Origin of the sequence: Paraburkholderia humisilvae, assembly GCF_902859855.1 — a bacterium.
GTDB lineage: Bacteria > Pseudomonadota > Gammaproteobacteria > Burkholderiales > Burkholderiaceae > Paraburkholderia > Paraburkholderia humisilvae.
Genome location: NZ_CADIKH010000002.1, coordinates 39,186 through 51,682, shown reverse-complemented (window position 1 = coordinate 51,682; position 12,497 = coordinate 39,186). Strand labels below are relative to the sequence as shown.

Below are 12,497 nucleotides of genomic sequence, written 5' to 3'. Positions count from 1 at the left end.
CGTGATGCGGTTTCCTCGAGGTGGTCTTTGACGAGGTTCTTAGTGCGCCCGATCTTCGCCGTGGCACACCATATGGCACATCAAATCGCGCGAGCGCTGTAACGCCGCGCGTGCGCCATTGGTCGCGACCAGTACGCCGACCTGCCCGAGGTTGAAGTCCGTGGACACCATCATTTGCATGAGCGACAGCATCGGCAGCACCACCGCCGGATGATAGATCTGCCGCTCGATCAACGATTTCATGACTGCTCCCAAAATGCGTCGCAGCCTGTCTGGGGCGCGCCGCCAACTTATTTGCCGATGGAAGCAATTGTAGAGATGTGCCACTTGCGGATAAATGGCACAAACATGAAGTCACTTGTCGAACCAGGACAACAATCCCGGCACACGGGCGCTGCGCGCGTGCTGGCAGCCAACAGGGCCTCGCTACTCGAGCGGCGTCTCGACGAACGCGGGCAACGCCTCGGCCCGCGCGGAAAATGCGGCAAGCGCCGGATAACGTGCCGGATCGACCTCGTCCAGCAAAACAAACTGCGTAAAGCGCCATGCGACGGCGATCGTGATATCCGGCAGCATCACCCAGTCGCCGAGCAGCCAGCCATTGCCTTGGTGCGCGGCGAGTTCGGCTTCCAGTTGGCCATATGCGCCGTGCAACTGGGTTCGAACGCGCGCGACCCACGGCTCATGCCGTTTCTCCTTCGGCCGCAGCATATCTTCGTACACGTGCTGCATGGTCTTTTCGCATGCGGCGAGCGCAAAGCCGATCAGATGCAGCGCTTTGGCCCGCAGCGCGAGGTCCTCGGGCATCAGCCGCCGCTGGGGTGCGGCCTTGTGGTCCAGATAGTCGAGGATCAGCGACGAATCGACTAGCATCGTGCCGTCGTCGGTGATCAGGGTCGGTGCTTTGACTACCGGATTTGTCTTCGCGAATTCGTCGAAGTGACGGAATACCGACAGCGCGCGGTGCTCGCACGGAATGCCGTACATCGCGAGCGCGATCGCGACGCGACGCACGTATGGGGAATCCATCATACCGATCAGTTGCATGTTTGCTCTCCTCCATTCAGTTGGCTTTTCGGGTTTTCGATCGTTCGATGCGCACGGTCTGGGCGATGCGGGGCTGCGGTTACTTTAGACGAATGGAGGGCGAGTGGCGAGAGGTGGTGGATGGAATATGGCGAGTGTTTTTTGTGCGAAAGTACGGAGCCCATATGGCCGAGAGCAGGGCTTCCACCGCGATGAATCGCAATGCCAACTTCCTAAGGGAATTCGGATGAGTCAAAGAAGCGCGCGGTGCGTGCTGATCACGTACAACGAAGAAGGACAACGGATCGAGACATGCACGGTCGACCGACACTCAGTCTCTGCGTTAAAGGAAAGTGCGCTTGTCATGCCCTGGTCGCTTGAAAGTCGTTCCTTTGCGCTTGACGACGAATTTGCCCGACAGCTCGGCGGAACCGCCCTGCTGTTGTTGGCAATCGACCAGCCAGAACTGGAGCAATACATCACGGTGACACAACAACGGCCCGAAGAACCGGCTGCGGAGTGAAGAACAGCATTGAGCACCGCGAGTAATGCAAACGACACACGGCGCGGACACACCCCCCTCGCGCCGCGTGTCTACCGCTCAAACCTCAACGTGCGTCGGCTCGAACGACATTGCTCCCGTGCTACCGTCGGGCCGCTTGAACAGCGTCGTGCCATGGCCGGTCAGGTCGTGCAGCGCGATCGACAACGTCTGCGTAAAGCCGATCGACACGGAGAAAGCACCGGAAGCGGATTGATCCTGCGTACCGCCCGCCGCTGCGGCACCGCCGTTCGCGCTTGCCGCCGCACCGCCCGGTTGCATGGACTTAAGCATCTGGCCCAGCAGGTCCAGCGCTTCCTGCGTCGTGTGCAACGTCGGCTGCGTCAGGCCCGCAAGCAGTCCGTTCAACGTGCTGTTTGCGTCGTTCGACGCCGCCGTCTTGTCGCTGGCGCTGCCGGACTGCGCGGCAGCCCCCTGACCATTCGTTGCGTCGTTGCTGTCGCCGTTGTCCGTGCTGTTGTGGCCGTGGCCGGGCAGCAGGTTCAGGAGGCCGTCCTGCGGTTGAGGCAGCGCCAACAACGGCAACGTCAACGCGGCCGGGCCCGAGATCTGGGTCAATGTCGTGATCGCACTCATCTGCTGTTCCTTGAGCGAAATCGAGATCTTGCCGGTCGTCGGATCGAAATCGATCGCGACCGAGCCGGAACGCTCATTGACCGCCACCGACGACGCGGACATCGTCGTCGAGCCATAACTGGTGGACATCGACGATGCGACAGAAACGGATTCGTCGAAACTCGCGTCGAGATCGACCGGACCGCCCTTGGCCAGTTCCGCGACGAAGTCTTTGGTTGCCGCGTCGGCCTGCTGCTGGCTGAAGCCGTTTTGCACGAAGAAGCCGTTGAGCGCGGTGCTCAACTGGGTGCTTGCGCTCGCCGACACCTCGCGCACGCCGGTCGACGGGTCGACGGTCGTCGCGCCCTGCAGCGCCTGCCCGAATGCCTGCATAAGCTGGTTGACGCTGGCTGCCTGCGCCTGAAGCGCGGCGGCGAGTGACGCGGCCAACTGAGAACCGGGGTCCGCGACCGAGCCCGTCTGGCTGGACTTGGTCCGGCCCGCGTTGGCGGACGGATCGTTCGAATTAGGATTCAGTGCGCCCAGCAACCCGCTGAGATTACTGCCGCTGATTGGAGTCGACATATCTGGTGATCGGAGGGGGAAGTGTCCGCATACCGCGAGCCGCCGCAGGGTGGCGAACGGTGGATCTTGTCTGACGTTATCGGCAGATTGTTGCGTGTCTTGAGGAGGTTGCGTGTTTTGAGGACGGCCGTACGCCGGTCGGCCATCCAGAAATACAAAGGCCCGCTGAAGCGGGCCTCAAAGCGCCATGCACAGGCTTTATGAATGCGCCAATGCTTCCAGTGCGGCGCGCGCGAGGAAGCCGCTTCGCGTTTCGTGACGCGCCGCGACGTAGGCATCGATCTTACGCAACACGAATCGCGGCAGGCTGACGTTGATCCGTTCCGGCTTCGAATCGAGCTTCGTCAGATCGACTTCGACCAGCGCCCATACGGCGCCGGCATATTCGGGCCTCGCGACCAGTTCTTCGACCGTCGAACACATGAAGCCCACGTCTTCGCCGAGTTCAACCAACGTCGAAACGTGACCGACAATCGCCTCCTTCGCGTTTCTGATCGCATCATCGATGGTGTCGCCCCAGGAGTGGACGCCCGGAATATCCGGAACGGTCACTCCGTAGACGCTCCCATCGTCCTTATGAACTGCGATGGGAAATTCCATTTTTGCTCTTCCTATGAGGTCAACTCCGGTAGTGGCACCGTCTGCCCGAAAAAACCGCCAGTCATTGAAGACCGGCGGATTTCAGGATGCTCTTCGTCGTGCCGATTGGCAGGTCCTTCTTCGGGTGAGGCACCGTGACAAGGCCCGGCTTCACCGCATGTTTAAAGTGATGATGACTGCCTGTCACACGTATCAACTTCCAGCCATCGTCCTTGAGCACCCGGATCAGTTGCGATGAATTCATCGTCACCTCCGGCTCTCGGTGTGTAACTATACACACGAAGATCGCGAAGTCGCCAGTTTTTTGTGTAGTTGTGTGTAACTATGCAGTCACGACGACACCGTGAGCGACCAGGCAAACGCCTGGAAAGGGCAACGTGTTGATTAGGTTTGAGGATGGGTGAAGATGGCCAAACTGGTGCCGGGGACCGGACTCGAACCGGCAAGCCGTTAAGCGGCGGATTTTCTTCACACCACGTCTTTCGACGCCGGCGAATACCAGGCGGCATTCCCGTTCGTGCGCTGGACTATGCCTTCGCCATTGCCGCACACCGCAGTGCCGATTTCACCAACGAAGAAAACCGACCCTACCGCGCACCGCCTTAGGCGCCCCCCGTCTAGTCTCTACACCTTCCGCGCCTTCGCCTTTTGAGCGGCGGCGGGCTTGGCTCGGCGTTGCCGCGGCGGCGCGGGGCCGGCCCAGGGGTTTCGCCGAATTTGAGGGGTTCTGCACCGGCCGTTTCCGACCAGGCACTCAATCATTTAAGTCCGCTATGTTTACCAATTTCATCACCCCGGCAGGGCGGACGGGATTCTACCATCGCCCGGCGAGCCGCACCAAAAGAGCGTGTCAGCCTTTTGTACGTCACGCGTTCGTCATATTCGCTATCGATAATCGGCCCGGCGAAAACGTTTACACGAAACCTGCCGACACGATGACTCCGACCATCAAAGATGTCGCCGCCCACGCGGGATTCTCGATCGCGACCGTGTCGCGCGCGATCAACGCGCCCCATACCGTGAATCCGGTGACGCTCGAAAAAGTCCGCCAGTCGATCGACGCGCTCGACTTCCGCCCGAGCCCGCTCGGCCGCCAGCTACGCGGCGAGCGCAGCCGTCTGATCGGCGTCGTGCTGCCGACCATCGCGAACCCAGTGTTCGCCGAATGCCTGCAAGGAATCGACGAACTCGCCGCCGCGCAGGGCTTCCGGCTGATGCTGATGACGACCCAATACGACGCCGAACGGGAACGCCATGCGATCGAGACACTGCGCGAACAGCGCGTCGAAGGGCTGATCCTGACCGTCGCGGACGCCGACACCCACCCGCTGCTCGACGAACTCGACCATGCCGGCATGCTCTACGTGCTGATGCACAACGACACCGTGCGTCGCCCGTCCGTGTCGGTCGACAACCGGCTCGCCGCATTCGAGGGCGTGCGCATGCTGATCGCGCACGGACATCGGCACATCCTGATGCTGGCCGGCACGCTGGCCGCGTCGGACCGCGCGCGGCTGCGTCACGTCGGCTACTCGCAGGCGATGCAGCAAGCCGGACTCACGCCCGCCCCGGCGCTCGAAATCGATTTCAATGCGGACGAACTCGCGCCGTCGGTGCTCGCGCATCTGACCGGCAGCCAGCGCCCGACCGCCCTCTTCTGCAGCAACGACCTGCTCGCGATGGTCGTGATGCGCGGGCTGCGCCGCGCGCACCTGGACGTGCCGCGCGACATGTCGATTCTCGGTTTCGACGGCCTCGCGATGGGCGAACTGCTCGCGCCGCCGCTAGCGAGCATCGGCTCGCCGAATCGGGAGATCGGCTGCTCCGCGTGGCGCCGGCTGATCGCGAGAATCGATGGAACGTATGCGGACGCATCGCTGTCGCTGACGCTGCCGTACACGTTGCGCGAAGGCGCGACGATCGCCGCGATTTCCAGTCACGCCGATGCGGCATCGGCGAGGCGCTCGCACGAAACGACGCCGGCCGCTGCGCAATCGGGCTCGTCGTACCAGGCCGCGCATTCCGCGGGTTAGCGCCAGGTCCGAGCGTGCCGCACGCCCGGCTCACCGGTGCAGGCCGCCACCTCGCATCGCGCCCGCCCGTTTTTCACACCGCCTTGGAGATCGCTGTGAACCTGTCTCGCCGAACGATAATCAACACGCTGTCACGCCGTCTCGCAACACTCACCGCCACATTTACCACCGCGGCGGTGCTCGGTATGCTTGCCGCCGCGCCGCTTGCCCATGCGGAAGAAACCGCGATCTGCTACAACTGCCCGCCCGAATGGGCCGACTGGGCGAGCCAGATCAACGCGATCCAGCAAAAGACCGGCATTCGCGTCCCGTTCGACAACAAGAACTCCGGTCAGGCCATCGCGCAACTGATGGCCGAAGCAAAAAGCCCGGTCGCGGACGTTGTCTATCTCGGCGTGTCGTCGGCGTTCCAGGCGAAGGACAAGGGCGTGATCCAGCCGTACAAGCCCGCCCACTGGAACGACATCCCCGCGAACATGAAAGACCCGCAAGGCTACTGGTTCGCGATCCATTCGGGCACGCTCGGCTTCTTCGTCAACAAGGACGCGCTCGAAGGCAAGCCCGTGCCGCGCTCGTGGGCCGACCTGCTCAAGCCCGAGTACAAGGGAATGATCGGCTATCTCGACCCGTCGAGCGCGTTCGTCGGTTATGCCGGCGCGGTCGCCGTGAATCAGGCGCTCGGCGGCAGCTTCGACAACTTCAAGCCTGGCCTCGACTGGTTTCGCAAGCTGAAGGCAAACGATCCGATCGTGCCGAAGCAGACCGCCTATGCTCGCGTGCTATCCGGCGAAATTCCGATCCTGCTCGACTACGATTTCGACGCCTATCGCGCGAAATACAAGGATCACGCGAACGTCGAATTCGTGATTCCCCAGGAAGGCACGATCTCGGTGCCGTATGTGATGAGCCTCGTGAAGGGCGCGCCGCACGACGCGAACGGCAAGAAGGTGCTCGACTTCGTGCTGTCCGACGAAGGTCAGAAGCTGTGGGCGAACGCCTATCTGCGGCCGGTACGTGCGAATGAGATGAGCGCGGACGCGGCGAGCAGATTCCTGCCCGCGGCCGACTACGCACGCGCGAAAGCGGTCGACTTCGCGAAGATGGCCGACAAGCAGCAAAGCTTCGGCGAGCAGTATCTTCAGGTGATGCATTGAACGACATCACGTTCCCGCAGCGCTGGCGCGTCGCGTTTATCGCGCCGGCGCTATCGGTGTTTATCGCGTTCTGGCTGCTGCCGATCGCCGCGCTCGTGCAGGTCAGCGGCGACGGTCATCCGTTCGCGACCTATGCTGCACTCCTGACCAACGCGAGCTATATGCGCAGCCTTGGCCAGACTGTCTTGCTATCGGCGGCGGTCACGCTAACCACGCTCGTGCTGTCGGTCATCGCCGGCCTGCTGCTCGCGCGCCGCGAGTTCACCGGCAAGCGCCTGCTGCTCGCGCTGCTCACCTTCCCGCTTGCCTTTCCGGGCGTCGTGGTCGGCTTTATGGTGATCATGCTGGCGGGCCGGCAAGGCCTGATCGGTTCCCTGTCGATGAAGCTGACCGGCGACCGCTGGGTATTCGCCTACTCGATCGCGGGTCTCTTCGTCGGTTACCTCTACTTTTCGATTCCACGCGTGATCATCACCGTGATGGCGTCGGCAACCAAGCTCGATGCGTCGCTCGAAGAAGCAGCGCGCTCGCTCGGCGCGTCGCCGTGGCGAATCCTGTGCGACATCGTGCTGCCCGCGCTTGCGCCGGGGCTGATCGCGGCGGGCGCCGTGTGCTTCGCAACCTCGATGGGCGCATTCGGCACCGCCTTCACGCTGGCAACCGACATCGATGTGCTGCCCATGACGATCTACACGCAGTTCACGCTAAGCGCGAACATGGTGACGGCGGCAGGCCTGTCGATCATTCTCGGCATCGTCACCTGGGCAGTACTGGCTGCGGCGCGCAGCGCGACTGGCTCCGCCGTCGCGGCGACCGCATGACGCGCATGAATGACGACGAGCCCATTCGCATGAACACCCTCGTCGAAACACACCCGGACTCGCCCGCGCCGCGCCGCAGCCGCGCGTTCGCACTGCCGTCTGCGCGCGGCTGGCTTGCAGCAGGCCAATGGTTCGTCACGCTCGCGCTGTGCGCATTTCTGATCGTACCGGTCGTGATGTCGATCGTCGCGGGTCTCACCGTCAACTACTTTCGCGGCGTCGCAAGCGGTCTCACGCTGCGCTGGCTCGGCGAAGTGTGGACGCAGTATCACGCGTCGGTGTTTCTGTCGCTCGAAGTGGCCGCCGCCACGCTGATCGTGACGCTGATCACCGGCGTGCCGGCCGGCTATGCGCTCGCGCGCAGCAAGACGCGCCTCGCGCGTGTCGTCGAAGAAATGCTCGTGCTGCCGGTCGCGTTGCCCGGGCTTGCTTCGGCGCTCGCGTTGCTGGTCGTCTACGGCGGGTTCAGCGCGTTCCGGATGAGCGCGGCGTTTATCGTCGTCGGTCACGTGGTGTTCACGCTGCCGTTCATGGTGCGCGCGGTCGCCGCGGTCTGCGCGAGCGCCGGACTGCGCACGCTCGAAGAGGGCGCCGCAAGCCTCGGCGCAGGCTTCGCGCAGCGCTTCGTGACGATCGTGCTGCCCAATATCCGGCCGGGTATCGTCGCGGGCGCGCTTGCCGTGGTGACGCTGTCGATCGGCGAATTCAACCTCACGTGGATGCTGCATACGCCCGACACCAAAACGCTGCCAGTCGGCCTCGCCGACACGTACGCGTCGATGCGCATCGAAGTGGGCAGCGCGTACACCATCGTGTTTTTCATCATGACGATGCCGCTGCTGGTGGCGATGCAATGGCTCGGCGTCGATGCAAGCGGCCAGCGACGCGCGGCGCACCGGCAAAACGACAGCGCCGCAGCGCGCCCTTCCCGTTCCGACGAGGTGACATCATGAAGCTCGCCCCCGTGCCCATCACCCTGTCGAACTGCGCGAAGACGTTTCGCGGCGCGCGCGTGCTCGAACCGCTCGAACTGCAGATCGGCGCGGGCGAGACGCTGGTGCTGCTCGGCCCCTCCGGCTGCGGCAAGACCACGACCCTGCGGCTGATCGCGGGCCTCGAGACGCCCGACGCGGGCGGCCGCGTGCGCTTCGGCGACGATGACGTGACCACGCTGCCGATCGAGCGGCGCGCGGTCGGCATGGTGTTTCAGAACTACGCGCTGTTTCCGAACCTGACGGTGCGCGGCAATATCGGCTACGGATTGAAGATACGCCGCGTGCCCGCGCCGGAGACGCGCCGCCGCGTCGACGAACTGCTCGCGATGATGCGGCTCACCGGACACGCGGACAAACCGGTTGATCAGTTGTCGGGCGGGCAGCGTCAGCGTGTCGCGCTGGCCCGCGCAATCGCGCCGCAGCCGCGTGTCCTGCTGCTCGACGAGCCTCTGACCGCACTCGATGCACGGCTGCGCGACACGCTGCGCACTGAGATGAATACGCTGCTGCGCGAACTCGGCATCACGACCGTCTATGTGACACACGATCAGGCCGAGGCGATGGAACTCGGCGACCGCATCGTCGTCATGAGCCACGGTCGCATTGAACAGATCGGCGCACCGCGCGACATCTATTACCGTCCGGCCAATCGCACGGTTGCGCAATTTATCGGCACCGTCAACCGGCTGGCCGGCGCATGGCGCGACGGCGTGCTCACGACCCGCGGCGGCGCGGTGCCCGTCCCGACACCTCGGGCGGCCGCACATGCTGCGCAAAATGGCGCGCAAGAAACACATGAAGTGTTCTTCCGCCCCGAAGACGCGTGGCTCGCCGATCCGTCGAGCGCACAATTGCGCGGCACGGTCGAACACGCGGCGTTTCTTGGCGAGCGCACCCGGCTGACGATCCGCGATGCGGCGCCCGATGCGCTGATCGTCGACGTCGCGGGGCGCGTCGAGCTCGCACGCGGCACAGCGGTCGGCATCTCGATCGCGCAGGATGCGCTGATTGCGCTATCGTGACGCAACACTTCGTGACACGCGCCGGCGAGACCCCATGCGCCATCCGTCCCTTGCTCCTTTCGTGAACAGTCAGAGGCTTTCATGCTGCTAGCCCAGATCAGCGACCTGCATATCAAACGCCCCGGCGCACTCGCCTATCGCCGCGTCGATACCGCCGCCTACTTCAGCCGTTGCGTGGCGGCGCTCAACGCACTCGTGCCGCGCCCGAACGCCGTGATCGTCACCGGCGATCTGGTCGATCAGGGCGACGTCGAACAATACGAACATCTGAAAGCGCTGCTCGAGCCGTTGCAGATTCCCTATTACCTGCTGGTCGGCAATCACGATGACCGCGCCGCATTGCGCACGGTGTTCAGCGAACGGCAGGAACTGTTCGCGGGGGGTGAATTCGTGCAATACGCGTTCGATGTCGGCGCGTTGCGCGTGCTCGCGCTCGATTCGATCGTGCCTGGCGCGAGCGGCGGCACGCTGTGCGCCACGCGCCTCGCGTGGCTCGCCGCGCAGCTCGACGCGGCGAGCGGCAAGCCGGTGATCGTCGCGCTGCACCACCCGCCGTTCGTGTCCGGCATCGGTCATATGGATCAAGTGCGCCTCGACCCCGCCGCCGCGCGCGAAGTCGAAACGCTGATCGCACGCCATCCGAACGTCGAGCGTGTGATCTGCGGACACGTGCACCGGCCGATGTTCGTGCGCTTCGGCGGCACGATCGCGTCGGCGGTACCGGCGCCCGCGCATCAGGTGGCGCTCGATCTGCGCGACGATGCACCGTCCGTGTTTCGCATGGAAGCGCCAGCGTTCGCGCTGCATTGGTACGATGCGGCGACGGGACTCGTCACGCATCATGCGTATGTCGATCAAGGCGACGGTCCCTACCCGTTCCATGAGCCCGCCGGCGCGCTGATCGACTGACCGCGCACCGGCATCACGCGGGTACTGAAGCGGTGAAGCGGCAGGCCACTCACGGCGATGCTGCGCCGCCGATGCACGATCGGCGCGCGTCCGGTATCATCGGGCACGCCCGGTGGGTGTCGCCGGGCGTGCCCGATGTGTCATTTGCATCGCGCATGCATCGCCCCGCGCGCCGGCGGCCGGTCACCATGCTGCCGTGCGTGCAATCGGCCCCGATCGCGTCCCCTGCCGAGCGGGCATCTGCCGATCGTGCACTCCGCCAATCAGGCGCTTCGCCGATTCAACCCGTCAGCCGCACATGTCCACTTCCGAAAGCACCGCTCCGTCCGATCGCTCGCTAAGCGGCCTGCTGCTGCTCCTCGCGACGATCGCCGGTATCTCGGTCGCGAACATCTACTACAACCAGCCGCTGCTCGACGATTTTCGCAAGTCGTATCCGCATAGCGCGGCGTGGGTCGGCGTGGTGCCGGCCGCAACACAACTCGGCTACGCGGGCGGCATGCTGCTGCTTGCGCCGCTTGGCGACCGCTTCGACCGGCGCGCGCTGATTCTTCTGCAAACCGCCGCGCTCTGCGTCGCGCTACTGTGCGCGACCTTCGCGCCAACACTCGCGGTCCTGGCGGCCGCGAGCCTCGCGATCGGCATACTCGCGACGATCGCCCAGCAGGCCGTGCCATTCGCGGCCGAAATCGCACCGGGATCGCAACGCGGTCACGCGGTCGGCATCGTGATGAGCGGTTTGTTGCTCGGCATTCTGCTCGCGCGGACGGCGGCCGGTTTTATCGCTGAATATTTCGGCTGGCGCGCGGTGTTCGGCGTGTCGATCGTGGTGCTGATCGTGCTGTCCATCGTGATCATCATGCGACTGCCGCACAGCAAACCGACGTCGACGCTGCCGTATGGCCAGTTGCTCGCGTCGATGTGGCATCTGAGCGTCGAATTGCGCGGGCTGCGCGAAGCGGCCGTCACCGGCGGATCGCTGTTCGCAGGGTTCAGCATTTTCTGGTCGACACTCGCGCTGCTGCTTGCGGGCCCGCCGTTCCATCTCGGGCCGCAGGCGACCGGTCTGTTCGGCATTGTCGGCGCGGCAGGCGCGCTCGCCGCGCCGCTCGCCGGCAAATCCGCGGACCGGCGCGGTCCGCGCGCGGTCGTGACACTGTCGATCGGGCTTTGCGCCGCATCGTTCATCGTGTTCGCGCTGTCGGGATCCAGCCTGACCGGCCTCGTGATCGGCGTGATCGTGCTGGACATCGGCGTACAGGCCGCGCAGATCTCGAACCAGTCGCGCATTTATGCGCTCAAGCCCGAGGCGCGCAGCCGCGTCAATACCGTGTATATGGTCGCCTATTTCATCGGCGGCGCGCTCGGCTCGCTGGTCGCCGCGCTCGTGTGGCCGAGGTTCGGCTGGGTCGGCGTGAGCGTCGCGGGGCTGCTTTTTAGCGGCATTGCCGCGTGGAACCATCGGCGCACCGGGCGCGGCACGGTCGCGGCGTCCCAATGAACACGCACGCCGCATGGGCGTCGGCGGGCGCGCCCGCATGGGCGTCCTCAGGCGCCGCGCTCGGCGCCGAGCGCGCGTGCAGCGAACGTTGCGTCTGCAACAACGGCTAGCGCCCACTGCGCCGCACCTGCGTCTATCCCGACCGACGGCGACGAACCGGCATCGTCAACGGCGCGCGAGCAGATCGGCCATGTCGTCCGCGTGCTCCTCTTCGACTGCGAGAATTTCCTCGAAAATGCGGCGGGTCGTCGTATCCGCGTCGCCCAGGTAACGGACCATCTCGCGATACGTGTCGATCGCAATCCGCTCCGCGACGAGATTCTCGCGAATCATATCGGTCAGATCGGTGCCCTCCTTGTATTCCGAGTGCGAACGGGCGGTCAGGCTATCCGGCGAGAAATCCGGCGCACCGCCCAGTTGCACGATGCGTGCGGCGAGCTGGTCCGCATGCTGTTGCTCTTCGTTCGCATGCTCGAGAAATTCCTGTGCGACGGCTTCCGAGTTGATGCCCTTCGCCATGAAGTAGTGACGCTTATACCGCAGCGTGCAGACAATTTCGGTGGCGAGCGCACCGTTGAGCAGCTTGAGCACCGTATTGCGGTCGGCCTTGTAGCTTTGCGTGACCGGACCGTCGTCCATGTCCTTGCGCGCCTGCGTGCGAATCTTCTCGAGGTCTATCACGAATGGGCCTTTCGTCGCCGTGCCCTGTGCTTCCAATGACTTCGACATTTAAC

14 protein-coding genes are annotated in these 12,497 nt (G+C 64.2%); 8 read left to right on the top strand and 6 right to left on the bottom strand.

Annotation, left to right across the window (positions count from 1 at the left end; translation table 11 throughout):
- Nucleotides 1-39: 39 nt before the first annotated feature.
- Together HV796_RS01945 and HV796_RS01940 are read right to left on the bottom strand one after the other, a co-directional pair.
- Nucleotides 40-243, bottom strand: coding sequence for a hypothetical protein (locus tag HV796_RS01945; RefSeq protein ID WP_175224644.1), 204 nt, complete (start codon nucleotides 241-243; stop codon nucleotides 40-42).
- Nucleotides 244-426: 183 nt separating this feature from the next.
- Nucleotides 427-1,047: a glutathione S-transferase family protein gene (locus tag HV796_RS01940; protein WP_175224642.1), complete on the bottom strand. Its 621-nt coding sequence runs from the start codon at nucleotides 1,045-1,047 to the stop codon at nucleotides 427-429.
- Nucleotides 1,048-1,297: 250 nt separating this feature from the next.
- Between HV796_RS01940 and HV796_RS01935 the strand changes: the two genes are divergently transcribed.
- Entirely contained in the window at nucleotides 1,298-1,549 is a 252-nt protein-coding gene (locus tag HV796_RS01935) for a hypothetical protein (RefSeq protein WP_175224640.1), read from the top strand.
- 78 nt (nucleotides 1,550-1,627) lie between these two features.
- Here the strand turns inward: HV796_RS01935 and HV796_RS01930 are convergent, their stop codons facing one another.
- From HV796_RS01930 to HV796_RS01920, 3 genes are all read right to left on the bottom strand, one after another.
- The gene (locus HV796_RS01930; protein ID WP_175224639.1) at nucleotides 1,628-2,728 is read right to left on the bottom strand and encodes a hypothetical protein; all 1,101 of its coding nucleotides are present in this window, start codon (nucleotides 2,726-2,728) and stop codon (nucleotides 1,628-1,630) included.
- A 198-nt stretch (nucleotides 2,729-2,926) separates the two neighbouring features.
- On the bottom strand, nucleotides 2,927-3,328 hold the full coding sequence (locus HV796_RS01925) for a type II toxin-antitoxin system HicB family antitoxin (protein ID WP_175224637.1): 402 nt from the start codon (nucleotides 3,326-3,328) through the stop codon (nucleotides 2,927-2,929).
- A 61-nt stretch (nucleotides 3,329-3,389) separates the two neighbouring features.
- Nucleotides 3,390-3,572, bottom strand: coding sequence for a type II toxin-antitoxin system HicA family toxin (locus tag HV796_RS01920; RefSeq protein WP_175224635.1), 183 nt, complete (start codon nucleotides 3,570-3,572; stop codon nucleotides 3,390-3,392).
- Nucleotides 3,573-4,263: 691 nt separating this feature from the next.
- Here HV796_RS01920 and HV796_RS01915 point away from each other — a divergent pair.
- The 7 genes from HV796_RS01915 (at nucleotide 4,264) to HV796_RS01885 (ending at nucleotide 11,763) form a co-directional block, all read left to right on the top strand.
- Complete coding sequence (locus tag HV796_RS01915; RefSeq protein WP_175224634.1) at nucleotides 4,264-5,361, top strand: LacI family DNA-binding transcriptional regulator; 1,098 nt, start codon at nucleotides 4,264-4,266, stop codon at nucleotides 5,359-5,361.
- A 185-nt stretch (nucleotides 5,362-5,546) separates the two neighbouring features.
- Nucleotides 5,547-6,515: an ABC transporter substrate-binding protein gene (locus HV796_RS01910; RefSeq protein WP_377692522.1), complete on the top strand. Its 969-nt coding sequence runs from the start codon at nucleotides 5,547-5,549 to the stop codon at nucleotides 6,513-6,515.
- On the top strand, nucleotides 6,512-7,336 hold the full coding sequence (locus HV796_RS01905) for an ABC transporter permease (protein WP_175224632.1): 825 nt from the start codon (nucleotides 6,512-6,514) through the stop codon (nucleotides 7,334-7,336). The genes HV796_RS01910 and HV796_RS01905 overlap by 4 nt, the downstream gene beginning before the upstream one ends.
- A 29-nt stretch (nucleotides 7,337-7,365) precedes the next feature.
- Entirely contained in the window at nucleotides 7,366-8,289 is a 924-nt protein-coding gene (locus HV796_RS01900) for an ABC transporter permease (RefSeq protein ID WP_175224630.1), read from the top strand.
- Nucleotides 8,286-9,353 carry an ABC transporter ATP-binding protein gene (locus HV796_RS01895; protein ID WP_175224628.1) on the top strand — a complete coding sequence of 356 codons (1,068 nt, stop codon included), beginning with the start codon at nucleotides 8,286-8,288 and terminating at the stop codon, nucleotides 9,351-9,353. The genes HV796_RS01900 and HV796_RS01895 overlap by 4 nt, the downstream gene beginning before the upstream one ends.
- An 81-nt stretch (nucleotides 9,354-9,434) precedes the next feature.
- Nucleotides 9,435-10,262, top strand: a complete 828-nt coding sequence (locus HV796_RS01890) for a phosphodiesterase (protein ID WP_175224626.1) — start codon at nucleotides 9,435-9,437, stop codon at nucleotides 10,260-10,262.
- 298 nt (nucleotides 10,263-10,560) lie between these two features.
- Entirely contained in the window at nucleotides 10,561-11,763 is a 1,203-nt protein-coding gene (locus tag HV796_RS01885) for an MFS transporter (protein ID WP_175224624.1), read from the top strand.
- A 165-nt stretch (nucleotides 11,764-11,928) separates the two neighbouring features.
- Here HV796_RS01885 and HV796_RS01880 read toward each other — a convergent pair whose 3' ends face one another.
- Complete coding sequence (locus tag HV796_RS01880; RefSeq protein ID WP_175224622.1) at nucleotides 11,929-12,492, bottom strand: ferritin-like domain-containing protein; 564 nt, start codon at nucleotides 12,490-12,492, stop codon at nucleotides 11,929-11,931.
- Between the last annotated feature and the right edge of the window lie 5 nt (nucleotides 12,493-12,497).

Coding starts and splice junctions, on each gene's coding strand:
- HV796_RS01880 (WP_175224622.1), bottom strand. CDS start 12,492: ATGTCGAAGTCATTGGAAGCACAGGGCACGGCGACGAAAGGCCCATTC.
- HV796_RS01900 (WP_175224630.1), top strand. CDS start 7,366: ATGAACACCCTCGTCGAAACACACCCGGACTCGCCCGCGCCGCGCCGC.
- HV796_RS01885 (WP_175224624.1), top strand. CDS start 10,561: ATGTCCACTTCCGAAAGCACCGCTCCGTCCGATCGCTCGCTAAGCGGC.
- HV796_RS01940 (WP_175224642.1), bottom strand. CDS start 1,047: ATGCAACTGATCGGTATGATGGATTCCCCATACGTGCGTCGCGTCGCG.
- HV796_RS01890 (WP_175224626.1), top strand. CDS start 9,435: ATGCTGCTAGCCCAGATCAGCGACCTGCATATCAAACGCCCCGGCGCA.
- HV796_RS01925 (WP_175224637.1), bottom strand. CDS start 3,328: ATGGAATTTCCCATCGCAGTTCATAAGGACGATGGGAGCGTCTACGGA.
- HV796_RS01895 (WP_175224628.1), top strand. CDS start 8,286: ATGAAGCTCGCCCCCGTGCCCATCACCCTGTCGAACTGCGCGAAGACG.
- HV796_RS01910 (WP_377692522.1), top strand. CDS start 5,547: ATGCTTGCCGCCGCGCCGCTTGCCCATGCGGAAGAAACCGCGATCTGC.
- HV796_RS01920 (WP_175224635.1), bottom strand. CDS start 3,572: ATGAATTCATCGCAACTGATCCGGGTGCTCAAGGACGATGGCTGGAAG.
- HV796_RS01930 (WP_175224639.1), bottom strand. CDS start 2,728: ATGTCGACTCCAATCAGCGGCAGTAATCTCAGCGGGTTGCTGGGCGCA.
- HV796_RS01915 (WP_175224634.1), top strand. CDS start 4,264: ATGACTCCGACCATCAAAGATGTCGCCGCCCACGCGGGATTCTCGATC.
- HV796_RS01945 (WP_175224644.1), bottom strand. CDS start 243: ATGAAATCGTTGATCGAGCGGCAGATCTATCATCCGGCGGTGGTGCTG.